This window comes from Halobaculum sp. MBLA0147 (assembly GCF_041361345.1).
Lineage (GTDB): Archaea > Halobacteriota > Halobacteria > Halobacteriales > Haloferacaceae > JAHENP01.
The window spans coordinates 200,365-223,414 of the sequence record NZ_JBGKAD010000001.1 but is presented as its reverse complement, the minus strand read 5'-3'; the positions used below and the strand labels follow the sequence as shown (position 1 = coordinate 223,414).

At 70.4% G+C, this 23,050-nt stretch carries 21 protein-coding genes; 10 read left to right on the top strand and 11 right to left on the bottom strand.

What is annotated here, in order from left to right; all coding sequences use genetic code 11:
- Positions 1 to 48: 48 nt before the first annotated feature.
- The gene (locus RYH80_RS01110; protein ID WP_370902017.1) at positions 49 to 1,653 is read left to right on the top strand and encodes a heme-binding protein; all 1,605 of its coding nucleotides are present in this window, start codon (positions 49 to 51) and stop codon (positions 1,651 to 1,653) included.
- A gap of 129 nt (positions 1,654 to 1,782) precedes the next feature.
- Positions 1,783 to 3,420 carry a sensor histidine kinase gene (locus RYH80_RS01105; RefSeq protein ID WP_370902016.1) on the top strand — a complete coding sequence of 546 codons (1,638 nt, stop codon included), beginning with the start codon at positions 1,783 to 1,785 and terminating at the stop codon, positions 3,418 to 3,420.
- Between the two features lie 54 nt (positions 3,421 to 3,474).
- Here the strand turns inward: RYH80_RS01105 and RYH80_RS01100 are convergent, their stop codons facing one another.
- From RYH80_RS01100 to RYH80_RS01090, 3 genes are all read right to left on the bottom strand, one after another.
- Entirely contained in the window at positions 3,475 to 4,542 is a 1,068-nt protein-coding gene (locus RYH80_RS01100) for an aldo/keto reductase (RefSeq protein WP_370902015.1), read from the bottom strand.
- Between the two features lie 108 nt (positions 4,543 to 4,650).
- Positions 4,651 to 5,346, bottom strand: coding sequence for an HAD-IIB family hydrolase (locus tag RYH80_RS01095; protein ID WP_370902014.1), 696 nt, complete (start codon positions 5,344 to 5,346; stop codon positions 4,651 to 4,653).
- Between the two features lie 111 nt (positions 5,347 to 5,457).
- A complete protein-coding gene (locus RYH80_RS01090; protein WP_370902013.1) occupies positions 5,458 to 5,874 on the bottom strand; it encodes a hypothetical protein in 417 nt (138 codons plus the stop codon).
- Positions 5,875 to 6,012: 138 nt separating this feature from the next.
- Here RYH80_RS01090 and RYH80_RS01085 point away from each other — a divergent pair, with 138 nt between their 5' ends.
- The gene (locus RYH80_RS01085; protein WP_370902012.1) at positions 6,013 to 6,762 is read left to right on the top strand and encodes a class I SAM-dependent methyltransferase; all 750 of its coding nucleotides are present in this window, start codon (positions 6,013 to 6,015) and stop codon (positions 6,760 to 6,762) included.
- An 88-nt stretch (positions 6,763 to 6,850) separates the two neighbouring features.
- On the opposite strand, the gene ileS is transcribed toward RYH80_RS01085, so the two are convergent.
- Positions 6,851 to 10,084 carry an isoleucine--tRNA ligase gene (gene ileS, locus RYH80_RS01080; protein WP_370902011.1) on the bottom strand — a complete coding sequence of 1,078 codons (3,234 nt, stop codon included), beginning with the start codon at positions 10,082 to 10,084 and terminating at the stop codon, positions 6,851 to 6,853.
- Between the two features lie 254 nt (positions 10,085 to 10,338).
- On the opposite strand from ileS, the gene RYH80_RS01075 reads away from it, so the two are divergent.
- The 3 genes from RYH80_RS01075 (at position 10,339) to RYH80_RS01065 (ending at position 12,499) form a co-directional block, all read left to right on the top strand.
- Entirely contained in the window at positions 10,339 to 10,503 is a 165-nt protein-coding gene (locus tag RYH80_RS01075; protein ID WP_370902010.1) for a hypothetical protein, read from the top strand.
- A gap of 135 nt (positions 10,504 to 10,638) precedes the next feature.
- Positions 10,639 to 10,974, top strand: a complete 336-nt coding sequence (locus tag RYH80_RS01070) for a hypothetical protein (protein WP_370902009.1) — start codon at positions 10,639 to 10,641, stop codon at positions 10,972 to 10,974.
- A gap of 112 nt (positions 10,975 to 11,086) precedes the next feature.
- Positions 11,087 to 12,499, top strand: coding sequence for a tRNA pseudouridine(54/55) synthase Pus10 (locus RYH80_RS01065; protein ID WP_370902008.1), 1,413 nt, complete (start codon positions 11,087 to 11,089; stop codon positions 12,497 to 12,499).
- Positions 12,500 to 12,933: 434 nt separating this feature from the next.
- On the opposite strand, the gene RYH80_RS01060 is transcribed toward RYH80_RS01065, so the two are convergent.
- Positions 12,934 to 13,722: a CPBP family glutamic-type intramembrane protease gene (locus RYH80_RS01060; RefSeq protein ID WP_370902007.1), complete on the bottom strand. Its 789-nt coding sequence runs from the start codon at positions 13,720 to 13,722 to the stop codon at positions 12,934 to 12,936.
- Positions 13,723 to 13,842: 120 nt separating this feature from the next.
- Here RYH80_RS01060 and RYH80_RS01055 point away from each other — a divergent pair, with 120 nt between their 5' ends.
- On the top strand, positions 13,843 to 14,559 hold the full coding sequence (locus RYH80_RS01055; protein WP_370904620.1) for a metal-dependent hydrolase: 717 nt from the start codon (positions 13,843 to 13,845) through the stop codon (positions 14,557 to 14,559).
- A gap of 141 nt (positions 14,560 to 14,700) precedes the next feature.
- On the opposite strand, the gene RYH80_RS01050 is transcribed toward RYH80_RS01055, so the two are convergent.
- Positions 14,701 to 15,249, bottom strand: coding sequence for a cupin domain-containing protein (locus tag RYH80_RS01050; RefSeq protein ID WP_370902006.1), 549 nt, complete (start codon positions 15,247 to 15,249; stop codon positions 14,701 to 14,703).
- 127 nt (positions 15,250 to 15,376) lie between these two features.
- Here RYH80_RS01050 and RYH80_RS01045 point away from each other — a divergent pair, with 127 nt between their 5' ends.
- The gene (locus tag RYH80_RS01045; RefSeq protein WP_370902005.1) at positions 15,377 to 16,495 is read left to right on the top strand and encodes a glycosyltransferase family 2 protein; all 1,119 of its coding nucleotides are present in this window, start codon (positions 15,377 to 15,379) and stop codon (positions 16,493 to 16,495) included.
- A 24-nt stretch (positions 16,496 to 16,519) separates the two neighbouring features.
- On the opposite strand, the gene RYH80_RS01040 is transcribed toward RYH80_RS01045, so the two are convergent.
- A complete protein-coding gene (locus RYH80_RS01040; protein ID WP_370902004.1) occupies positions 16,520 to 18,220 on the bottom strand; it encodes a methyl-accepting chemotaxis protein in 1,701 nt (566 codons plus the stop codon).
- A gap of 438 nt (positions 18,221 to 18,658) precedes the next feature.
- Between RYH80_RS01040 and RYH80_RS01035 the strand changes: the two genes are divergently transcribed.
- Positions 18,659 to 19,057, top strand: coding sequence for an OsmC family protein (locus tag RYH80_RS01035; RefSeq protein ID WP_370902003.1), 399 nt, complete (start codon positions 18,659 to 18,661; stop codon positions 19,055 to 19,057).
- A 174-nt stretch (positions 19,058 to 19,231) separates the two neighbouring features.
- Positions 19,232 to 19,780 (top strand): peptide-methionine (S)-S-oxide reductase MsrA, encoded by a 549-nt coding sequence (gene msrA, locus RYH80_RS01030; RefSeq protein WP_370902002.1) that lies wholly within the window; start codon positions 19,232 to 19,234, stop codon positions 19,778 to 19,780.
- A 117-nt stretch (positions 19,781 to 19,897) separates the two neighbouring features.
- On the opposite strand, the gene RYH80_RS01025 is transcribed toward msrA, so the two are convergent.
- From RYH80_RS01025 to RYH80_RS01010, 4 genes are all read right to left on the bottom strand, one after another.
- Positions 19,898 to 20,251, bottom strand: a complete 354-nt coding sequence (locus RYH80_RS01025) for a hypothetical protein (RefSeq protein ID WP_370902001.1) — start codon at positions 20,249 to 20,251, stop codon at positions 19,898 to 19,900.
- A 21-nt stretch (positions 20,252 to 20,272) separates the two neighbouring features.
- A complete protein-coding gene (locus RYH80_RS01020) occupies positions 20,273 to 21,097 on the bottom strand; it encodes an SDR family NAD(P)-dependent oxidoreductase (RefSeq protein ID WP_370904619.1) in 825 nt (274 codons plus the stop codon).
- Between the two features lie 274 nt (positions 21,098 to 21,371).
- On the bottom strand, positions 21,372 to 22,286 hold the full coding sequence (locus RYH80_RS01015) for an SAM-dependent methyltransferase (RefSeq protein WP_370902000.1): 915 nt from the start codon (positions 22,284 to 22,286) through the stop codon (positions 21,372 to 21,374).
- An 87-nt stretch (positions 22,287 to 22,373) separates the two neighbouring features.
- Positions 22,374 to 23,012: a protein-L-isoaspartate(D-aspartate) O-methyltransferase gene (locus RYH80_RS01010; RefSeq protein ID WP_370901999.1), complete on the bottom strand. Its 639-nt coding sequence runs from the start codon at positions 23,010 to 23,012 to the stop codon at positions 22,374 to 22,376.
- Positions 23,013 to 23,050 lie beyond the last annotated feature (38 nt).

Sequence of the window (23,050 nt, the reverse complement as noted above, 5' to 3'; positions counted from 1 at the left end):
CACCCACGAATCCGAAGGTCGAAGACCCCGAACGACCTACTGTCTGGTATGGTCGAGGTACCTCCGACGGAGGAAGGGTGGTTCGCACTCCACGACTTCCGCACGATCGACTGGGACGCGTGGCGCGAGGCCCCGGAACGACGGCGTCGACGCGCCGTCGAAGAGGGTGTCGCACACTTCGAACGACACGAACAGGTCGCCGACGCAACCGAGGGCGACTCCGCCGTGTTCACGATCCTCGGCGACGACGCCGACCTGCTGATCCTCCACTTCCGCCCGACGCTGGACGCGTTGAACGCCGCCGAACGCCGGTTCGAGTCGACGGCGTTCGCCGCGTTCACCGAGCGGTCCGACTCGTACGTCTCCGTCTCGGAGGTGTCCGGCTACGTCTCCGACGACTACTTCACGGAAGACGAAGCCGACCTGGACGAGGGGCTGCGCCGCTACATCGAGTCGAAGATGAAGCCGGAGATCCCCGACGACGAGTACGTCTCCTTCTACCCGATGAGCAAGCGCCGCGGGGAGGAAGACAACTGGTACCAGCTCCCCTTCGACGAGCGGTCGGAGCTGATGGCGGACCACGGCGAGGTGGGACGGGAGTACGCCGGCAAGATCGAGCAGGTGATCGCCTCCTCCGTCGGGTTCGACGACCACGAGTGGGGCGTGACGCTGTTCGCCGAGGACCCGACGGACCTCAAGGACATCGTCTACGAGATGCGGTTCGACGAGGTGTCCGCCCGCTACGGGGAGTTCGGCGACTTCTTCGTCGGCCGACGCTTCCCGCCGACGGACCTGCGGGCGTTCCTCGACGGCGAGCCGGTGCCGACGAGCGCTCACGAGGGTGCCGGCGCGGCGGCCGGTGCCGGCGACCACCCGCACGGCAGCGAGTCCGGCGGCGGCGGTGACCACCCGCACGCGGGTGGTGGCCACGGTAGCGGCGACGACGAGAGCGACCACGGACGGGGCGGCGACCACGGTGCACACGACGACGAGGGCGAGCACGGTGGCGACGACGGCGGGAGCGGTGGCGGCCCGCCGAGCGGCGACCGGGTGGACGACGACGCGGATGCCGACGAGATCCGGGCGGCGCTGGACGACCTGGACATCTACGCCGGCACGCCCCACGGCGAGGACGTGTACGCGACGGTGCTGTACTCGGAGGCGGACACCGAGGAGCTGTTCGACGAGGTCGAGGGGCTCCGCGGGAACTTCGACCACTACGGCACCCACGTGAAGACGGCGGTGTACGCCGGCACCGAGACGGACCGCTCGGCGGTCGTCTCCATCTGGGACACCGCCAGCGCGGCCGAGACGGCCGCCGGGTTCCTCTCGGAGCTCCCCGGTATCGTCGAGCGCGCCGGCGAGGAGTCCGGCTTCGGGACGATGGGGATGTTCTACACGGTGAAACCCGATCACCGCGAGGACTTCGTCGACCGGTTCGACGTGGTCGGCGACAAACTCGACGGGATGGACGGCCACTTCGAGACGGACCTGCTCGTGAACCACGAGGACGACAACGACATGTTCATCGCCAGTCAGTGGCGCGCGAAAGACGACGCGATGGCGTTCTTCCGCTCGGACGACTTCCGCGAGACGGTCCAGTGGGGCCGCGAGATCCTCGCCGACCAGCCGCGACACGTCTTCCTCGCCTGACGCGCCCGCGGATCGGGCTCCGACTCCACGAGCCGAAGCGTCGCCGGACGCGACTCGTCGATCTCTCCGTGCTCCGATTCTCACTAACAATCAGAGAGACTTTTGACCGGGGTGACGAAACGGGAGACAGTGTCTGGTCGTGACCCCGGTCGACGACCCGCGAGTCCCGCTCCGGAGCGGCTGCACTCGCTGTACGCGGCCACACGCGAGTTGTTGACGGCTCGCACGCGGTCGGCGTTGTGCGAGGCAGTGCTCGCCACGACGGAGACGGTGCTGTCACTGCCGGTCGCCGCGGTGTACATCCACGAGGAGGAGCGTCTCGTCCCGACGGCGACGACGGACGTGGCGTCCGGAGACGCGGCGTCGGCCGGTAGGACACCGACGGAGACGGACCGGTTCGACGCCTACGAGTCGACACACCCGGTGTGGCGCGGGTTCGTAGACGGCGAGACAGTCTGGGTGTCGGAGGCGGACGGGTGGGAGCCGACCGCGCCGGTGGACGTGGCGGTGCCGGTCGGCGAGCACGGGACGCTCCTCGCCGGTCGCGTCGCCGGCGAGCGGGCCGACGAGACGACGGTGGAGCTGTCGCGACTGCTGTGTGCGAACGCCGCCGCGGCGCTCGACAGACTCGAGCGCGAGCGACGACTCGACCGCCTCCACGAGACCGCCCGGGAGTTGATGACCGCCGGCGACACGGCGACGGTCGCCGCCACGGCGACGGACGCGGCTCACGAGGTGTTGGGACTCACCGCCAACGGGGTGTTCCTGGCGGCCTCCGAGGAGGACCGGCTCGTCCCCGTGGGCGTCACCGCCGAGGCGCGGGAGGCGGTCGGCGCCGAGGTGCCGGAGTTGGACTCCGGCAGCGTCGCGTGGGACGTGTACGTCGACGGTGAGCCGGAGCTCCACGACGACGTGCGCCGCGACGAGCGCGTCACGGACCCGCAGACGCCGATCCGGAGTATGCTCGTCTTGCCGCTGGGCGACCACGGTGTCTTCGTCGCCGCCTCGACGACGGTCGGAGCGTTCGACGAGGCGGACCTCTCGCTGGCGCGGGTGTTCGCGGCCAACGTCGAGGCGGCGCTGGACGCCGCCGACAGACAGGCGCGACTCCGTCGTCGCGAGTCGGAACTCGCCCGGCAGAACGAGCGGCTGGAGGAGTTCGCCTCCGTCGTCTCGCACGACCTCCGGAACCCGTTGAACGTCGCCACCGGGCAGGTGGAGTTGGCCGCTGCCGCCGCCGAGACGGAGTCCGCGACCGACCGACTCGACGCCGCCCTGGAGGCCCACGAGCAGATGGAGACGCTGATCGACGACCTCCTCTCGCTGGCGCGACACGGTCGGTCCGTCGGCGAGACGGAGCCGACGGAGGTGGCCGTCCTCGCACGCCGCGAGTGGCCGGACACCGCCGACGCCGCGTTGACCGTCGCGGACGGGATCGGGACCGTGTCGGCGGACCCCTCGCGGCTCCGAGAGTTGCTCGGGAACCTCCTGCGGAACGCACTGGACCACGCCGGCGACGGAGTCCACGTCGAGGTGGGGCCGCTCCAGTCCGGCGGCTTCTACGTCGCCGACGACGGGCCGGGAATCGACCCGGGAGACAGAGAGCAGGTGTTCGAACGTGGGTTCACCACGGCGGCGGAGGGAACCGGCTACGGCCTCGCCATCGTCGCCGACGTGGCCGCCGCTCACGGCTGGACGGTCGAAGTGACGGACAGCGAGTCCGGTGGCGCCCGCTTCGAGGTGCGGACCGATCCCGAACTGGAGTGATCCGCAGTCACCCGAGGGCTCGGAGAGTGATCGGCCCCCAGCACCGACGGCCGATCAGTCGCCCGCGGCTTCGGCGGGCAACACACCGGCCGCACGCAGGTCCTCGCCGTCGACGGAACTCCGGAACTGCTCGGGGCTCATCCCGTCGTCGCGGTCGACGCCGAAGTTCTCCGCGTACAGCTCGGCCACGCGAGACAGCTCCTCGTCGGACAGCGCCGGCGTCTCCGGCGCGGCGGCCCACTCGTCCACGTCGGCCCGCGACCGGAACGTCGGGGTGACGGAGGCGACCTCCTCGTGACCCAACAGCCACTGGATCGCGGCCTGGCCCATCGTGCGGGCGCCGTCGCGTTCGAGGAAGCGGATCTCATCCAGCTTCTCCCAGCCCGTCTCGAACCACTCGTTCGGGCGGTGTGCCCGGTGGTCGCCCTTCCCGAGGTCCGTCTCCGGCGTCACCTGCTCGTTGAGCAGTCCCGAGGAGTGGGGGACGCGCGCGACGAGACTCGTGTCGGCGCCCTCCTCGCGGATCGTCTCCAGGAAGTGCTGGCCGGGGGTCTGCTCGAACAGGTTGAAGACGGTCTGGACGACATCGAAGTCGAGTTCGACCGCGCGGTCACCCTCGGCGAGCCAGCCGATGGAGGGGCCCAGCGCCCACCCGAGTGCGTCGACGTACCCGTCCTCTCGCAGGTCGTACAGCGTCTCCAGCAGTTCGTCCGTCACCTCGTCGACGTTCGCGTTGTGGAGGTACAACACGTCGACGTACTCCATGTCCAGCCGGTCGAGACTCTTCTCGACGGCCTCGCGGACGTACTCGGAGTCCAACTCCTTCGGGAGTTCCCCGTGGCCGGCCTGCGGGTTGTTGTAGAAGTCGTAGCCGACCTTCGTGGCGACCGTCACCTCGTCGCGGTGTTCGCCCAGCGCCTCGCCGATCAACTCCTCGGAGCGGCCGTGGCCGTACACGTCGCCCGTGTCGAAGAAGGAGACACCCTCGTCGAGGGCGTACTGGACCATCTCGACGGCCTCGTCCTCGGAGCGGTCGCCCCACCAGTCGGTACCGACGACCCACGCGCCGAACGCCACCTCGCTGACCGCGACGCCGGAGTCGCCGAGTTCTCGGTGTTGCATGGGTTCGGGTTGGTGACGCGCGAACTTATCGGCTCCGTCTCGGCGGACCGGGGACCCTCGGGCGAACCCACCCGAGAGCGATCAGTCCCCGACCCCGCACCGGCGCGATCAGTCCCCGAACTCCGCTCGCAGGCGGTCGAGTGCGGCGAGCGTCCCGGCGGCGTACCCCTCCGTCAGCACCTCGTCGGCCGCGGATCGGGCCGTCTCGTCGGCGTTCGCGACGGCGAAACTCCGCCCCGCGGTCGCGAACGTGGGCGCGTCGTTCTCGCTGTCGCCGACCGCGACCCACTCCGCGGGGTCGGTGTCGAGTGCCGCCGCGACGCGCTCTAATCCGCGACCCTTCGTCGCGTCGGGTGCCTTCAGGTGGTAGGCGTAGCCGGTGTCGAGCAGTTCGAGGTCGAACTCGTCGGCGACGGCTCGCAGCAGCGACTCGTCGGCGGTGAGTCTGGCCGCCACCTCCGTCTCTCGCCAGCGGTTGACGGTGTCGGCCGCGTCCCACCCGAGGTCGCCGCCGCGGTCGCGGAACGCCGCCGTCGCCCGCTCGACGCGGTCGGGGTCGCCCTCGTAGTGGACTGCTCCGTCGACGAGCGTGACGCCGCCGTTCTCGGCGATCACGCGTTCGGGAATCCCGAGGAACTGTGTCAGGGCGACGGGGTACGGGAACGACTTCCCGGTCGCGAGGACGACCGGCGTGGGCCACTCCCGCAGCGGGTCGAAGATCCGCGGGTCGATCCGTCCGTCCTCGTCGGTCAACGTCCCGTCGATGTCCAACGCCAGCGGCGGCAGGGGTGTGTCTGCGGACACGGCTCTCGTCCGACTCTCGGGGAGCCGGCCGTTAGGTCCGTCGGTCGTGGGTGCGTCCCAGGAGTCTCGGCCCGCACGGGTCTCGCTCCCGCGGTCGCGTCGTCCCGCGAGTCACGCCTCGGCGAAACTCTCGACGCGGACCGTCCCGTTCTCGCGGACGACCAGTTCGTACGTGACCGACGACGGGAGGCGTCGGCTCCAGACGACACGCCCTTGGTTGCGGATCTGGACGTGGTAGACCGCCGTAGTCTCGCTCGTCGCGTCGAGGCGCACCTCGCCGGCGTCGGCCGGGACCGTCTGGTTCAACACGGTCCGGTTGTCGCGCCACACCAGCCGGCCGACCACGCGGATCGGCGTCTCCGACAGCGTGTTGATCCGCAGACGGTCGCGCAGCTCGTTCTCCGAGCGGAACTCCCCGGGTGTCGCCGTCGGGCCGTCCGTCTCGTCGTCCGCCAGTGGGCTGGTGCCGCCGAGACAGCCGGCGAGGACGACGAGACCGACGAGCGCGAGCGTCACGTGCCGTCGCACACCATCCCGTGACGAGAGCGTCGTGGAGTGTCTTGTGGGGACGACGGCGGCCGGAAGTGGTCGCACACTTCACCGTTCCGGTGGCGAGTCGCCGGGAGAGCGACAGAGCCAAACCCACCGCCCGAGTCACCCCGGAGCGTGTTCACCTACTACTTCGGCGTCTACCACCTCCGCCGTCGCCTCCGACGGATCGGAATCGGCGTCGGGGTCGCCGCCGTCGGCGCGGCCGTCGGGACCCTCCTCGCGACGGACGTGGGGTACGCCGTCGGCCTCGTCGTCGTGCTCGGCGGTCTCTGGTACGCCCAACCCGCCGCCAAGCGGCTGTTCGTCCCCGCGCCGTGGGTGCCGGACCGCTGGAAGTACGCGCCGCTGGCCCGCGGGATCGACTTCGAGGACGCTGACCGGTGGCTGGATCTGGGTGCCGGCACGGGGCGCTCGCTGGTCGGCCTCGGCGACGTGGTGCCCGAGGAGACGACGGTGACGGCGGTCGACAGCTTCGACGACCGCGTGATCCGCGGGAACTCCCCCGACCGACTCCGCGCGAACGCCGCCACGGCGGGGCTCGACCCACACCCGGTCGTGGGTGACGCCGGTCGGCTGCCCATCGCGGAGGACTCCCAAGACGTGGTGACGGCGTGTCGACTGCTCCACGACCTCTCGCGACCGGCGGCGGTGAGCGCGCTCGCCGAGACGCGGCGGGTGCTCCGGGAGGGTGGGACGCTCGGCGTGCTCGCGCTCCCGTCGATCCACGACGAGGCGGCGGCCGACGAGTACGACGGGCCGCTGGACTACTGGATCGAGACGCTGGAGGACGCGGACTTCCGCGTGACCGAGAGTGGGACCGTCGAGCGACACGACCAGACGTACTACTACCTCGTCTGCGAGTAGTCGGTCGTGACCTCGGCAGTCGGCCGCGACTCCGGTAGTCGGCCGCGACCCCGGTGGTCGGCCGCAACCTCGGTAGTCGACCGCGAACTCAGTCGTCGGCCGGCGTCTCGGCGGCGACGCGCGCGACCGAGATCGTCACGGCGACGCCCTCCACGTCCCACTCCTCGGTGAGGTCGGGGTCGCGGTCCAGCGACTCACCCAGTCGCAGGTCGTCGGCGCGCACCTCCTCGGCGACGTAGTCGGCGTGGTCCGCGACGAAGCCGGCGACGCGCTCGTCGGCCACGTCCACCGCACAGACGATCCGTTCCTCGACGTCGAGGTCGAGTTCCTTCCGCATCTCCTGGACCCGGCGGACGACGTCGCGTGCGTACCCCTCCGACTCCACGTCGTCGGTGAGTTCCGTGTCGACGTACACGTTGCCGTCCACGTCCGCGCCGTCCGGGCCCGCACCCGAGACGGTGAACCGCGTCCCGGAGACGCCCTCGGGGGCCTCCGTGTGGAACGACACCATCTCGTCGGTCAACTCGTACCGCTCGCCGTCGACGGTCACCGCCAGCGTGCCGCCCTCGGCGGTCAACTCGTCGCGACTCGCCCCGTTCACGGCCGCCATCACGTCCTGTGCCGCCCCGCCGAACGCCGGCCCGAGTTCGCTCATCTCCGCCTCTGCCACGTCGACCAACTCGCCGTACGAGGCGGCGACGGTGACGGTCCGTGCGTTGACGCGCTCCCCGAACAGGTCGGCGTGTCGCTCGACCGCCTCCCGGACGGTCGCGTCCGGACTCTCGACGACGACCTCCGTGACCGGCCAGCGCAGCTTCCGCTCGGCCTGCTGGCGGGCGTTCGCGGCCGCCTCCTCGGCGGCGCGCAACACGGCCACGTCCGACTCCAGCGCCGAATCTCGCAGCGTCTCGTCGGCCTCGGGGTACGAGAGTGCGTGGACGGTCGTCGCCTCCCCGTCGAGGTGCTGGTACATCCGTTCGGTGAGGTACGGCGCGAACGGCGCGAGCAGCCGCGTCACCTCGTCGAGCACCGTGGCCATCGTGGCGTACGCGCCTCGCTTGGTCGCGGAGTCGGCGTCCTCCCACATCCGCTCGCGGGTCGCCTTCACGTAGAACCGCGACACGTCCTGCGTGACGAAGTCCAACACCGCGTTCAGGGCGTCGTCGACGTGGTAGTCTGCCCACGCCGTCGCGACCTCGCGCTCGACGGTCTGGAGCCGCGACAACACCCACTCGTCGACGGTCGTCAGCTCCCCGTCGTCGAGTGACGCCGTCGCCGGGTCGTAGCCGTCCAGCTCCATGTACTCCAGCGGGAACCGGAAGACGTTCCAGAGGATGTTCAGCGTGCGCTGGGTCTCCGCCAGCCCGTCCCACTCGAACCGCAGGTCGTCGCCGTGCTGTTCCTGGCTGAGCAGGTAACACCGCAACGGGTCGCGGCCGGCCTCCTCGATGGCCTCGTCGGGGGTGATGACGGTGCCCCGGGACTTCGACATCTCCGTCCCGTCGCCGAGCCGCGCGAACCCGTGCATGACGACCTCCTCGTAGGGCACCTGTCCGAGTGCGGCCGTCCCCATCCCGAGTTGTGACCAGAACCACCCGCGGGTCTGGTCGTGGGCCTCCAAGATCACGTCCGCGGGCCACAGCTCCTCGAAGGCGGCCTCGTCTTCGGGGTAGCCGATGGTGCCCAACGAGGCGACGGAGGAGTCGAACCACACGTCGAACACGTCCGGCACGCGTTCGTAGGTGACGCCGTCCTCGGTGATCGTCAGGTTGTCCACGCTGGGGCGGTGGAGGTCGATCTCGTCGGGGTCGATCTCCTGGTCGACGCGCTCGGCGAGTTCCTCGCGCGTGGCGACGACGAGCGTCTCGTCGGCGGTGTACGACCCCTCGGCGGTGCGGTCCTCGTCCGTCGGCACCCAGATCGGCAGCGGGATCCCCCAGTAGCGCTGGCGGGAGACGTTCCAGTCGGGCGCGTTCTCGACGAAGTTACGGAAGCGGTTGTCGCGTGCCTCCGGCGGGTGCCACTCGCTGTCCTCCAGGTTCGCCAGTAGCTCGTCTTTCACGTCGGTGACGGTGACGAACCACTGGTCGGTGACGATCCGGACGATGTCCGTGTCACACCGCCAACACTGCCCCTCGTCGACCGTGTGGTCGTCCTCGCTGGCGAGCAGCAGGCCGTGGTCGTCCAAGTCCGCGACGATGTCGTCGTTCGCGTCCCGGACGAACTGGCCGGCGTACGCGCCCGCCTCGTCGGTGTACACGCCGTCCGTCCCGACGGGACAGAACGCCGGCAGGCCGAGTTCCTGGCCGCGCTCGAAGTCCTCTTCCCCGTGGCCGGGCGCGGAGTGGACGAGCCCGGTCCGGTCCGCCTCCACGTAGTCGGCCGTGTACACCTGCTGGGTGCCCTCGGCGTCCACGTGGTCGGGGACCTCCTCCGGCAGCGGGTGCTCGTAGGCGGTGCCGGCCAGCTCCTCGCCGGACAGCTCCGCCAGCACCTCGAAGTCCTCGTAGCGGCCCCGCGAGAGCACCTCCTCGACGCAGTCGGCGGCGACGTACAGCACCTCGCTGTCCCCGTCGCGTTCGGCGCGGACCTTCTGGTAGGTGAGGTCGGCGTCGACGGCGACGAACGTGTTGGCGACGATCGTCCACGGCGTCGTCGTCCAGATGACCAGCGACCCCTCTTCGTCCGCGAGGGGGAACTTCACGTAGATGGACGGCTTGCTCACCTGGTGGTACTCCACCTCGTTGTTGGCGATCGCCGTCTCACACCGCGGACACTGACTGATGGAGCGTTTCCCCTGTTCGACGAGTCCGCGGTCGTGGACCTGCGCGAACGCCCACCAGGCGGCCTCCATGTACTCCGGGGTGATCGTCTTGTACGGGTCGTCCCAGTCCATCCACACCCCGAGTGACTGGAAGTCCTCGTCCATCGCCTCGCGGTTCTCCTCCGCGAAGCGACGACACTCCTCGATGAACGCCTCCATGCCGAACGACTCGATGTCCTGTTTGGTCTCGAAGCCGAGTTCCTCCTCGACTTTCGTCTCGATGGGGAGCCCGTGCATGTCGTACCCCGGGCGGTCCGTCACGTCGTGGCCGGTCATCCGCTTGTAGCGGATCACCGAGTCCTTCAGCGACTTGTTCCAGGCCGTCCCGAGGTGCATCTGGCCGGTGGTGTACGGCGGACCGTCGACGAAGAAGAACGACGGGTCGTCTTCGTGTGCCGCCTTCGCGGCCTCGTAGGCGTCCGTCTCCGCCCAGTGTGTCCCGACGGTCTCCTCGACCTCGTGTGGGGCGTACTGGTTCGGGATCTCGCTGTCGTCCATACTCGTACGTCCGGTCGCCCGTACATCAAAACGACGGTCCGACAGTTCGGCTGTCGAACTCGGCTGCACGGGAGTGGGTCGCGCATCACGGAGTGTCCCCACACGCGTCGACGCCCGAAATCCACCCGGAGATCACTCGAACACGTACGTCAGAGTCTCACAACCAGACCACAGAATTAAGTAGATACCCTCCTCTGTGACAACCACGACGCAAGTCGGAACGAGTCACCATGACCCGCCTCACCGCCGCACCGATGCGCGCCCTGCCACGCAGTGGCGCGTATGGCGGTCTGGAGGCGGGCGACACCGTCGGCATGCCGCGGTCCGAGTTCGAGGGCAATCTCGAACTGGGCACGTGGGGTGGCGGCGGGGTCGTGGTGACTCGGCCCGACGCACCGTCCGTCTCCATCGCCGCGTGAACGCGCACACGGCGACCGGGCCCGGCCCGGACGGAGGCGGACACCTTTCTCCGACCCCCGTTCGGTGACCGGTCCGGTCGTCGCCCACTCCCCGGGTGACGGCCCGCAGGCACGTTCGAGTCGTGCCGGGAGCCTATGTCGGTCCACCTGACCACGCTGGCCGACGCCAGCCTGACAGTCGCAGTGTCTCGTGACGGCAGCCAGAGTCTCGCCGAGGGCGTCCGCGAGCGGTTGACCCGCGTCCCGGCCGTCGAGTCCGTCGAGGACGCGTCGCTGGACGGCGTCCAGCCCGGCCTGAACGAGTTGACCGCGGAGGTGACGGCGACGCTCGCCGTCGACCCCGAGTACGCGCCCGACGCGGCGGCGCTCGCGGACCACCTCGCCGAGCCGTTCGCCGTCTCGGACGTGACCGTGACGGCGTTGCGTGAGGACAGCGCCGATCCCCCCGACGAGGTGGCCGACCCCGTGTGACGACCCAGCGCCGTCGCGGCACCAGCGGCCTCGCTCGCGGGGCACCTCCCACGCGCCGCCACCCGCTGCGGCGAACGAAAGAGGTTCCCGCGGTCACCGTCCAGTCGGTGACATGAGCGACACCGACGGAGCCGACGCCGTCCTCGACCGGGCGCGCGCTCTCCTCGCGTCCGGCCCGCTGTGTGACCACTGTCTCGGTCGGCCGTTCGCCGACCGCTCGTTCGGCCTGGGCAACGACGAGCGCGGCCGCGGGCTCCGCACCGCCGTCGCCCTCGCCGACGACACCGACTTCGAGCCCGCCGACCCCGACGACTGCTGGGTGTGTGAGGGCGTGTTCACCCGTCTCGACGAGTTGGTCGAGCGAGCGACGGACGCGGTCGCCAGCTTCGAGTTCGCGACTTACCAGGTCGGGAGCCGCGTCCCGGGGCTGTACGAGGAGAACGACCGCCTGCTCCGCGAGGACGCCGGACTGGACCCGGAGGACGGCGAACCGCTCCGGAAGGAACTCAACCGCGAGGTGGGCAAGCGAGTCGGCCGCGCGACGGAGACGGACGTGGACTTCGACCGCCCGGACGTGCAGTTCCTGATCGACCTCGAGGCCGACACCGTCGAGGCGGACGTGAACTCCGCGTTCGTCTACGGGCGGTACCGCAAGCTGGAACGCGACGTGCCACAGACGGAGTGGCCCTGTTCGGACTGCCGCGGCTCCGGGTACACCGGCGACGGCCCGTGTGAAGTCTGTGACGGGTCGGGGTACCGCTACGAGGAGAGCGTCGAGCAGCTCACGGCGCCGGTCGTCGAGGACGTGATGGACGGCGTCGACACCGCGTTCCACGGGGCGGGCCGTGAGGACGTGGACGCGCTGATGCTCGGCACCGGCCGCCCGTTCGTGATCGAGGTGGAGGAGCCACGCCGCCGCGACGTGGACGCGGAGCGCCTGGAGGGAGACGTGAACGCGTTCGCGGACGGTACCGTCGAGGTCGATGGACTCCGCCTCGCGACGTACGAGACGGTCGAGCGCGTGAAGGAACTCGACGCGAGCAAGCGCTACCGCGCGCAGGTGCAGTTCGGGGAGGCGGTCGCTCCCGACGAGCTCGCCGCGGCCACGGCGGAGCTGTCCGGGACGACGGTCGAGCAGTACACGCCAGAGCGGGTGGACCACCGGCGCGCGTCGCTCACCCGCGAGCGCACCGCCTACGAGGTGACCGGCGAGCGCGACCCGGAGGACCCGACCCGCGCGACCGTGGAGATTCACGGCGAAGGGGGACTGTACGTGAAGGAACTCGTCTCCGGCGACGGGGGACGCACGGAGCCGAGTCTCGCGGGACTGCTCGGCGTCGACGCCGAGGTGACCGCTCTCGACGTCGTGGCGGTGCGTGGGGAGTCGGAGCCGTTCGAGCGGGAGTCGTTCTTCCTCGACGACCGTGACACGACGCCGCCAGCCGAAACCGAGGCGGCAGAGATCGAGGGGGCCCAGAACACGGACGTGGACGCGGACGACACTGCGACGGACGAGGCCGAGTGACGCGCCGTCTCGCTCGACGCAGGACCCCGGAACCCTTATGCGTCGCAGACAGGTACGTGAACACGACACACATCGCTGTGTCACCACACGCACGCGACGGTGGCGACCGGCTGGTTCCCGTCACGGTGTCGGGCCGTGAGACGGTCCGCGGCCCCGGAGTCGCGGCGACTACGGGCGCCCCGCGGGCACTCGGCGTCCGAGACGGTCGGGTGGGACCGACTCGATCGGCGCCGTGACCACCGCGTGATCGGGTGGTTTCGGGTTGTTGGGCCCGTGGCTCTGCCACGGGTCGGGTACCTCGTCGCGACGACTCCTCGGCCACCGAGCAGTTCACGGTATCGGGAGGAGTAGCGTCTCTCTCGCAGAACGGGAGGAGTAGCATCTCTCTCGCAGAACGGGAGCAGTACTGCCTGTCGTATCGGTAGTACCGCCACTCACACGAACGGGAGCAGCACCGTCTCGCCGGCCGGGATCGCGCCGCGTGCGGCGAGGTAGATGCTCGTGAAGATCAGCGCGTTCCAGGTGCCGTGGATGGCGGCCGGGACGACGAGGTTGTCCGTCACCTCGTAGGCGGCACCGAAGACGAAGCTCGGGACCAGCAGGATCACGATGGTGACCGCGCGAGCGCCCAGTCCGCCGGTGAGTGCGGTGACGTGGATCGCGGCGAACAGCGCCGCGGCGAGGGTGATGGCGACCGGTGCCGAGAACGCCTCGCGGATACGGTTCTGGACGACCCCACGGAACAGCGTCTCCTCACACGGGCCGATGACGAGGATGGAGGCGACGATCAACAGCGGCGCGAGTCCGGGGGACTGCTGGGCCAACTCCCCGGCGTTGTTGCTCGCGGGCGTGAGGTTCAGCACCTCGGTGACGAGGAACGCCGTCCCGGAGACGAGCGCGAACAGCGCGATCAGTCCGCCGACGTACACACCCACCTCCATCAGCGAGGGGAGTCGGACGCCGAAGTACGACCGCACCTCGGGCCACGAGAACTCGCGTCCGACGCGGAGGTACAACAGCGGGAGACCCATGAACGGGACGTACTGGCCCAACACGAGTAGTGCGACGAGGCGACCCGCCGCCGGAACCTCCAACCCGGCGAGTCCGAGCACCTGCAACACCAACACGCCGAGGAGACTCAACACCAGTGCCGCCACGGCACCCGAGAGCCCGAGTCCGTACCCGGAGAGGAACGCCCGCGGGCGAGTCGAGAGGGAGACCATACCCGTCGTTGCGCCCGCCCGTAGTTGACTGTTGCCACTGTCACGAGTGTCCCGGTCACCCGCACCGCATCGCGCGGCTTTATCCCGCCTGCCGGACAACACACGCACGTCATGTCCACCATGGACCTCACCTGGCACGGCCACTCGACCTGGCACGTCGCGGTCGGCGACACGGAGCTGCTGATCGACCCGTTCTTCGACAACCCGCACACGTCGCTGGAACCCGCCGACGTGGACACGCCGGACTTCGTGTTGCTGACACACGGGCACGCGGACCACGTCGCCCACGCGGGCGAGTTCGCGGACGCGACGGTCGTCGCGACGCCGGAGATCACGGCGTACGCCGAGGACGAACTCGGGTTCGACGAGTCGATCGGGATGAACCTCGGCGGCACCGTCGAGTGTGGCGACGCCTTCGTGACGATGCACCGCGCGGACCACACGAGTGGGCTGAACACCGACTACGAACACGAGGTCGGGATGCCCGCCGGCTTCGTGCTCTCCGACTCGAAGCCCACCCAGGAGTCCGACGAGGAGGCGACGACGTTCTACCACGCCGGCGACACCGGACTGATGACGGAGATGCGGGACGTGATCGGCGCGTTCCTCGAACCGGACGCCGCCGCCGTCCCCTGTGGCGACCACTTCACGATGGGGCCGACACAGGCGGCGATCGCCGTCGACTGGTTGGACGTCGACACCGCGTTCCCGATGCACTACGACACGTTCCCGCCCGTCGAGATCGACACCGAGCAGTTCGTCAGCGAGGTCGCCGCCACCGGCAGCGACGCCGACGTGCGCGTCCTCGAGGGCGACGAGACGTTCACTCTGGCGTAGTTCGACCGACCGCAGGGTGACGGAGCGTCCGGGCGGCAGGCGGACGCCGCCGCTCGCGTCCCGCACCCGAGTCAGTTCGCTCGGGTCAGTTCGCTCGGGTCAGTTCGCTCGGGTCAGTTCGCTCGGGTCAGTCCTCCCGAGTCAGTTCTCTCGGGTCGGTTCCTCCGCCTCACCGGCTCGATCCGACGGATCGCTCTCGGAGAAGTCGCCGTCTTCGTCGAGCCAGTAGTCCACGTCGTCGTCGCGGCGGTAGTAGCCGTGGACCGTCCGCTCTCCCTCGCCGCCGGGTGCGGCTCCGGCGAACACGCCGACCTTCTCGGAGTCAGGGTAGACCGTCACGTCCGGGTCGCGCATCGTGGAGACGGCGAGGTACCGCAGCGGCTCGTCGCCGTCGTTGAACACGCCGTGTGCGTGGTCCGGTCCCGCGGGCAGCGCCACGTAGTCGCCCTGCTCGACCGAGAGCGTCTCCTCGGGGAGCCGGACGCCACCTTCGCCCGCGAGGACGTACAGCGCCTCCTCGTTGCCGGTGTGGTAGTGGTACGGCCAGGCGCGCTCGCCCGGCGGGAGTTCGTACAGACTACACCCCAGCTCCTCGCCGCCAGCGGCACGGGCGAGCCGCTTGCGGCGGAGGCCGGTGTGTGTCTCGTCGACCGCCTCCCAGTCCAGGTCCGCCTCGTTCGCGCTGGTCACGGCTCCGTGGAGACCGGCGTGGGTGGTAAATCCTCGCGGGGTGTGTCCGACGGGCGGACGAGACCAGTGGTGACACGCTGCGAGTCAGACCGACCAGGTTATTCCCGTTCGCCCGACACCCCCGGACGTGTCTCGAACGCCGCTCACGGTGGTGTTGGCGACCCGCGAGTGGACACCGGCCTGCCGCCAGGTCGCCGAGCAACTCCACGCGGAGGACACCCTCGTGGTGGTCGCGGACCACGAGTCCGATCCGGTCGTCGACGCGGTGCGAGACGGGACGTGGCGGTCCGACGCAGGCGGCGACGCCGAGGCGGAGACACTCGCCGGGACGGTGCGAGTGGTGTGTGCGGGTGATCCGGACCGGTGTTCCGGGAAGGCGAACGCGGTCGCGACGGGGATGGCGGCCGCGGAGACGGAGCGACTCGTCTGGACCGACGACGACTTCCACCACCCGCCGGCGTGGCTCGCGACGCTGCGGCGAGAGTACGAACGGTTCGGCCCGGTGACGGAACTCCCGTTCTTCGTCGGGCGGGACCCGCTCGCCACACTGTTGGAGCCCGCCTACGCGCTCGGTGGCACCCTCGGGACGTACGCCGGGCGGAAGGCGTGGGCCGGCGGCGTGATCTTCGAACGCGGAGACCTCGAGGCACCCGACGCACACCGCGAGCGGTTCGGCGACGAGACGGGGACCGTCTCGGACGCAACGGGGGCTACCTCGGACGCAACGGGGGCTACCTCGGACGCGACGGAGACCACCCCGGACACGACGAGGACCACCCCGGATGCGACGGGAACCATATCGGACGAGACGGTGTTCCGCCGGGCACTCCGGCGGACGGTGACGGACGACGGGCTGCTCTCGATGTACCTCGACACCACGCCACGGCGACGCGTCCGGTCGGTGCCGGCCGGCGGGTCGATCCGGGCGACGCTGGAGCGACACGTCCGGTTCGCGAAGATCGTCGCACGGACGGAGCCGGCCGGATTCTGGGGCGGCACGGTGCTGTCGACGGTCGTCGCCTGCGCCTGTCTGCTCGCCCCGCTGCCAGCCACACTCGTCGTCACGCTCCTCGCGTGGGTGGTGTACGCGTGGCTCGGCGTCGAGCGGCCGAGTTGGCTGCTCGCGGTCCCCGCCACACTCGCCGGGCCGCCGTTGTTCGCGTACGCCGCCGCGCGACGGACGTTCGTCTGGGGCGACCGGCGCTACGCGTGGCCCGACCCGTTCTCCGTCGAGATCCGCGAGTGAGCGGTCACCCGCCGACGAGCCGAGTCACCGACCGGACGCACTGGACTCCGGTGCGGCGACGGGTGCGTCTCCATCGTGCGCGTCGCCGCGAGCGGCTGCCTCGGGGAGGGTGAACGTCTCGAACAGCGCCGACAGTTCCGCCGCGTCGTCCGACAGCCGCCGCGCGTCGTCGGCGACGCGGTCCACGACGGCCGACTGCTGGTCGGTGGTCGCCGCAACCGACTCAGTCTCCGTGGCCGTCTCGTCGGCCAACGACGCCACCTCGGAGACGTGTGCCGACAGTTCCTCCGCGACACGAGCCTGCTGGTCCGTCGCCGTCGACACCTCGGCGACGCTGTCGTCGATCTCGCCGACGACACGCGCGAGGTCGTCGAACCGTCCGAGCACGTCCTCGACGCCGTCGACCGTCGCCAGCACCTCGTCGCGAGTCGCCTGCACCTCTCGGGCGGCGCGGTCGGCGTGTGACTGAATCTCCCGCACCGTCGCCTGGATCTCCGCCGCGCGGGTCTTCCCCTCGTCGGACAACGCCTGCACCTCCTCCGCGACGACGGCGAAGCCGTCCGCGGCGTCGCCGGCGTCACCACCGGCTCGCGCCGCCTCGATGGAGGCGTTCACGGCCAACAGGTTCGTCTCCTCGGCGAGGCTCTCCATCACCGCCGCGACCGCCTCGATCTGGTCGACGGCGGCGACGAGCGTCTCGACGGTCTCCGTCGTCGACTCGATCCGCTCGGCGACCGCCTCCAGGTCGTCGACGGCGTCCGTCGCCGCCGCACGCCCCTCGCCGGCGAGTGTGTCCGCCTCCTCGGTGGTCTGGCGGACTGCAGTGGCGGAGGCGGCGATCTCCTCGACGGTCGCCGAGAGGTCGCTCACGTCGTCGGCGGCCGTCCGCAGCTCGCGGCGCTGTCTGTCCGCGCGCTCGGAGATCCCGTCGACGGTCGTCGCGACGGTCTCGGCCGTCGTCGCCAGTTCGTCGGTGCCGTCGGTCACCTGCTCCGTCGCGACGGCGACCTCGTCCGCGAACGCCGCCGCCTCCGCCAGCGAGGCGACGACCGTGTCCAACAGGTCGTCGAAGGCACGCGCCAGCGCGGCGTAGTCGTCCGGCACCGCCTCGGGGTCGACGCGAGCGGTCAGGTCACCACCGGCCGCCGCGTCGGCGGTCTCCCCGACGCGGTCGATCACCCGTTCCAACTCGCGGGTGTACCGCTCCAGTTCGGCGTGCATTCCCGCGAGTGCGGCGCCGAACTCGCCAGGTACCTCCGCGTCGAGTCGCTCGTCGTCGAACGAGCGCGCCGCGAGTGCGTCCGCCTGGTCCTCGACGGTCGCCAGGACGCTCCGCATCTCCTCGACGGACCGAGCCAACTCGCCGATCTCGTCCGGCTGGTCCGGATCGACCGCCGGGTGGGCCGTCACCGGCTCGCGTGGGACGGTGCCGCCGGCGATCTCGGTCGCCGTCGCGTGGAGCCGCTCTACCGGCCGGATCAGGTTCCGCCGGGCGATGATCCCGGTGTTGACGAACGCGACCGCCGCTCCGAGCAACAACAGGCCCTGAGTCGCGAGCCGGATCGGACCCGTCGGCAACAGGAACGGCGCGACCGCCTGACCGAGCGAGACGGCGAACTGGATCGTCACGGCCGCGAGGATCGTCCGCTGGACGGACTGGTCGGCACCGACCCGCTCGACGGACCAGTAGAGGAGGTTCACGTACCGTTCGCGGAGGTCGGTCACCGGTCGACACCCCCGTCGAGTTCGCGACACTCTGTGATCGGTACGTCGGCCGGCGACGCTGTAGGGCGTCTGTCGCGTGTGTATGCAGTGAGCATGGTGTTGGGGGATGGACTCGTGTTCGGGAGTCGTGGCTCGTGTCGGGGGTGGCTAGTGTTCGGGGGTGGTGACCGGGGGAGCGGCGGCGAGTCGGGTCACTCGTCTCGCGAGCGGCGGAACGGCCGCGAGCCCGCGGCGGAACCTCGTCGGTCGGACGGTGTCTCTGTCTGCGGAGAGCGGACGAGCGGGTTTGAACGCCCCAGCGTGTTCTCGCGAGTCGGGAATTCCCCGCGAGCGAGTCGCTTGCGGCGAGTGATCGGCGGAACGAGACGATGCGAGACGGTGACACACGCCGTGCATCGGCAGGTTTAGGCTGGGAGAGACCCTCGGTGGAGACGAGCCATGACAGACATCGAATCTACCACCGTGAACGAGGCGGGGTTCCAGGCGACGAGTCAGGTCGGCGACTTCAACATCGACACGGACGCGACGGGCGAGTCGGGACCGGACCCGAACGAAGTGCTCGTGGCGGACTACGCGGCGTGTTTCTCGTACGCGTTCCGTGCGGGTGCCCAGCGTAACGACTTCGACGAGTTGGGGAAGATCCAGACGGACGCCGAGGCCGACCTCGACGACGAGGACGACCTCACCGCGATCCGGTTCACACTCCACGTCGAGGCCGACCTCACGAACGAGGAGGCAGACGAGCTGCTCGGGTACGCCGAGGACATCTGCCACGTCCACGCCGCACTGAAGGAGTCGCTGTACGCGGACGTGACGGTCAACGCCGGCGCGTTCTGAGCCGGTCGCGACCGAGTCGTACGGGATCACTTCTTTCGACGCGAGCCACCCAGCGACGGCTCCGCGCGGTCGCCGATCGTCGGTGCGACACAGTCCGCCAGCGACGACGCCACGGCGGTCGCCGTCGCCGCCGCTGCCGAGGGGCTTATCCGCCGAGCAGCCCTACGTTCGGGTGTGACAGAGACTGCGCAGGCCACCCTCGCGGGTGGCTGCTTCTGGTGTGTGGAGGCGGCGTTCAAGGAACTCGACGGCGTCCACGAGGCGGAGTCGGGGTACACCGGCGGCCACGTCGCCGACCCCACCTACGAGGCCGTCTGCCGCGAGGAGACGGGTCACGCCGAGGCGGTCCAGATCACCTACGATCCGGACGTGATCGGCTACCCCGACCTCCTGCGGGTGTTCTTCACGATCCACGACCCGACGACGCTGAACCGACAGGGGCCGGACGTGGGCGAACAGTACCGCTCGGCGATCTACTACCACGACGACGCCCAACGCGAGACTGCGGAGGCGTTCGTCGAGGAACTGGCGGCCGAGGGGGCGTACGACGACGAGATCGTCACGGAGATCGAGCCGTTGGAGGAGTGGTACGTCGCCGAAGAGTACCACCAGGACTACTACGAGAAGAACCCGAACGACCGTTACTGCCAGTTCAACGCCGACCCGAAGATCCAGAAGGTTCGCGAGAAGTTCGCCGACAAGGTGCGGCAACCCGCCGATTGAGCGGCGCTCGTCGGTCGGTCGTCCCGCAGTTCTGACTCGCTCTCGCCGTCGAATCTCCCTGTCTCTCCTCCGTCGTCCGCTCCGACACCTCGACGCGGTGGCCGCTCGCCGCGCCCGTCACCGCAGGCCGACGAGCGACGACAGTCGCCGTCCGAACGCGACGAGCAGGCCCGGTGGCTCCGGTGCGCGGACGCGCTCGAAGTCCCTCAGTCGCTCGCGTGACACGCGGTGGATCTGCCCGGAGTGTACGCGCACGCCGTCGGCGTCACCTACCGCCAACAGTGTCACCGCGTCGTCACTCCGCCCGACCACCCGGTAGACACCCGCCGGTGGGAGCCGTTCTCGGTCGCCGTCGTCGCGGACCCAAGCGTCTCGATTCCCGGCGTCGGCGTCACCGGCACCGTCACCAGCATCGGCGACCGGTCGGAGGTGCGTCCCTGGGTCGATCAGGGTGGGCGAGTCGGTGGGCACGCCCGACAGTCCGACCCCGAGTCACTCGTAGGTGTCGACCATCCCGTCGTCGTGGCGCAGGTCGGTGCCGTTGAGGTGTGCGGCGTGCTCGGAGAAGCCGTAGAGGAACTGGTTGGCGACCTCGACGGGTTCCATCAACTCCGTCGCGCGGGCTTGGCCGAGCATCACGTCCTCGACGACCTCGTCGACCGAGATGCCGCGCTGGCGAGCCGTCTCCGGGATCTGGTCGACGACCAGCGGCGTCTTCACGTACCCCGTCGAGACGGAGAAGGCGCGGAAGTCGCCGTCGCTCTCGGCCGCCAGCGAGTTCGTGAGCCCGCGGACGCCGAACTTGGCGACGTTGTACGCGACCTTGTCGCTCGTGACGTAGTGGCCGTGGACGGACGCCATGTTCGCGATGGCGCCGCAGTGGTCGGCCGCCCGCAGGTCCGGCACGACCGCGCGCGACAACAGGAACGGCGCACGGACCATCACGTCGTGGAGACGGTCGAACTGCTCGGTCGGGAACGACTCGATCGGCGCGACGTGTTGGAGCCCGGCGACGTTGGCGAGGTACGTGATCGTCCCCGCCTCGCGGGCACGCTCGGCCAACCGCTCGACGTCGTCCTGCTCGGCGAGGTCCGCGACGACGCCGTGGAACTGTCCGGGGAAGCCGAGGCCGTCGACGCGCTCGCTCGTCTCCGCGAGGCCCGACTCGTCCACGTCGCCGCCGACGACGGTCAACCCGTTCGCGGCGGCGACCAGCGCCACGGCGCGGCCGATCCCCGACGCCGCCCCGGTGACGAGACAGACGTTCCCCCCGTGAAAGCGGTCGTCGTCCAGGAGGAGCGGGTCGTCCGGCCCCACCTCCGGTGCCGTGACGCGGTCGTCGCCCGCCTCCGCCGAGTCTGTGGGCTCGTCGGTCGCGGTCTCGTCAGTTGCCGTCCCGTCGGTCGCCGTCTCGCGGGTCCCAGTCTCGCCCCCCTCGTCCGTCGAAGCCGTCCCGGTAGCGTCGCTGTCGGTCACACTACCCCGAGGCGGCGGCGCGGAGGAATAACCCGGCGTTAACACGTGAACGCCACGCGGGCGACGACCGAGGTGTCACGACGCCACGTCGCACGACACCGGGACCGACCGCACCTCACTCCGGACGACGGGCGATCACGGCGTCGTAGTCGGTCCCGGGGACGGACTCCGAGCGCACGTCCGTCGCGTCGGTGTCGCCGACCACCCGCTCGACGGTGGACTCGTCGGGTCGCTCGCCGTCGCCACGGGCGAGAGACCGCACGGCGGCCCGAGTCGCCGCCGGCTCCGCGAAGCGGTCGAGCACGACCACCGTTCCACCGGGTGCGACACGCCCGACCGCGGCCGAGAGCGTCTGCTCCGCCTCCGGGACCGACTGCTCGCCGACCACGTCGACGAGCGTCACCAAGCCGAACCGGCGGTCGAGATCGTCCAGCGGCCCCACGAGCGGGGTCACGTCGCGACTCTCCGCCAGTGGTCGCACCTCGTCGAGAATCTCGGGGGCTTCGACGAACGCTGCGTCGAGCCCGCGCGCGGCCAGTTCCGCCGCCGTCGCCCCCGCGCCACCACACACGTCCAGGGCGTCGGTCGCGTCCGGTGCCGCACGGACCGCAGTCGTCACGCGAGCGCGCCGGACCGCCTCGGGTGTCGCCTCGTCGGCACCGACGCGGTTCCGCCGCCACTCTGGCGGGAGTTCTGGCGGCGACCCCGTCTCGATCGTCTCCGGGAGGTCGACGAGCGTGTCGAGCACGTCGAGTCGGTGTGGCAGCGTGCCGATCGAGCGCGGGTCGCGTTTCGTCAGCAACCCCAACGCCGGGTTCGAGGGCTCGTACTCCCCGTCGACGCGTTCGAGCACGCCGACGTCGGCGAGCGCGCGGCCGGCGACCCGCGCTCCCGTCTCGGTCACGTTCGCGATCCGTGCGGCCTCCGCCGGTGTTCCCGCGGACTCGAGGTAGGCCTCGAGGACACCCGTCTCGCGGGCCGCTCGCACGGCCAGCAGCGTCTCGACCGCGTGGTCGTCTCCGGTGGACACGATCGGCCGCACGTGGGCGAGACTCAAGAACTGCGTGGGACGAGCCTGACAGGACGAGAGCCGGGTCACTTCTGGACGGTCGTCGCGTCACTCGCCGCCGCGCATCTCGACGAACCGGACGGCGCCGTGGGTCTCGCGCTCGACGCCGTCCGAGTCGACGTGCAACCGGACCAGTCGTTGCTCGTCGGTTCCGATCGGGCCGACGACCCTGCCGCCGGGACGGACCTGCGAGAGCACCGCCGACGGCACCGACGGGGCCGCACAGGTGAGGTAGGCGGCGTCGTACGGGGCGTGGTCGGGCCACCCGTCCCAGCCGTCCCGGTGCGCGACGGTCACGTCGTAGCCCAGCGTGTCGAGTCGGCGGCGGGCAGTCCGAGCCAGTTCGGCGTCGTACTCGACGGAGTAGACGTGGCCCTCCTCGAGCAGCGTCGCCGTCACCGCCGCGTGGTAGCCACAGCCCGTCCCGACCTCCAACACTCGCGCGTCCGGCGCCGGGTCCAACAACTCGGAGATGGCCGCGACGACGTGTGGTGCCGAGATCGTCTGGCCGCGCCCGATCCGGAGCGGCCGGTCGGCGTACGCTCGCGCCACACTCGCCCGAGGGACGAACCGGTGGCGAGGGACGGACAGCAGCGCGTCGGCCGTCCGCGAGTCCGCGAGTCGGCCACGACGCTGGAGCGACGCGACCAGTCGCTCGCGTGCCGCCGCCGGTGTCCGATCCGTCACACCCGGCAGTAGCGCGGTCGAGACGCAAGAGTCTCACC

Excerpts from the sequence above, each read along its gene's own strand:
- RYH80_RS01110 (WP_370902017.1), top strand. The coding sequence starts at position 49 with ATGGTCGAGGTACCTCCGACGGAGGAAGGGTGGTTCGCACTCCACGAC.
- RYH80_RS01100 (WP_370902015.1), bottom strand. The coding sequence starts at position 4,542 with ATGCAACACCGAGAACTCGGCGACTCCGGCGTCGCGGTCAGCGAGGTG.
- ileS (WP_370902011.1), bottom strand. The coding sequence starts at position 10,084 with ATGGACGACAGCGAGATCCCGAACCAGTACGCCCCACACGAGGTCGAG.
- RYH80_RS01075 (WP_370902010.1), top strand. The coding sequence starts at position 10,339 with ATGCGCGCCCTGCCACGCAGTGGCGCGTATGGCGGTCTGGAGGCGGGC.
- RYH80_RS01070 (WP_370902009.1), top strand. The coding sequence starts at position 10,639 with ATGTCGGTCCACCTGACCACGCTGGCCGACGCCAGCCTGACAGTCGCA.
- RYH80_RS01065 (WP_370902008.1), top strand. The coding sequence starts at position 11,087 with ATGAGCGACACCGACGGAGCCGACGCCGTCCTCGACCGGGCGCGCGCT.
- RYH80_RS01060 (WP_370902007.1), bottom strand. The coding sequence starts at position 13,722 with ATGGTCTCCCTCTCGACTCGCCCGCGGGCGTTCCTCTCCGGGTACGGA.
- RYH80_RS01055 (WP_370904620.1), top strand. The coding sequence starts at position 13,843 with ATGGACCTCACCTGGCACGGCCACTCGACCTGGCACGTCGCGGTCGGC.
- RYH80_RS01035 (WP_370902003.1), top strand. The coding sequence starts at position 18,659 with ATGACAGACATCGAATCTACCACCGTGAACGAGGCGGGGTTCCAGGCG.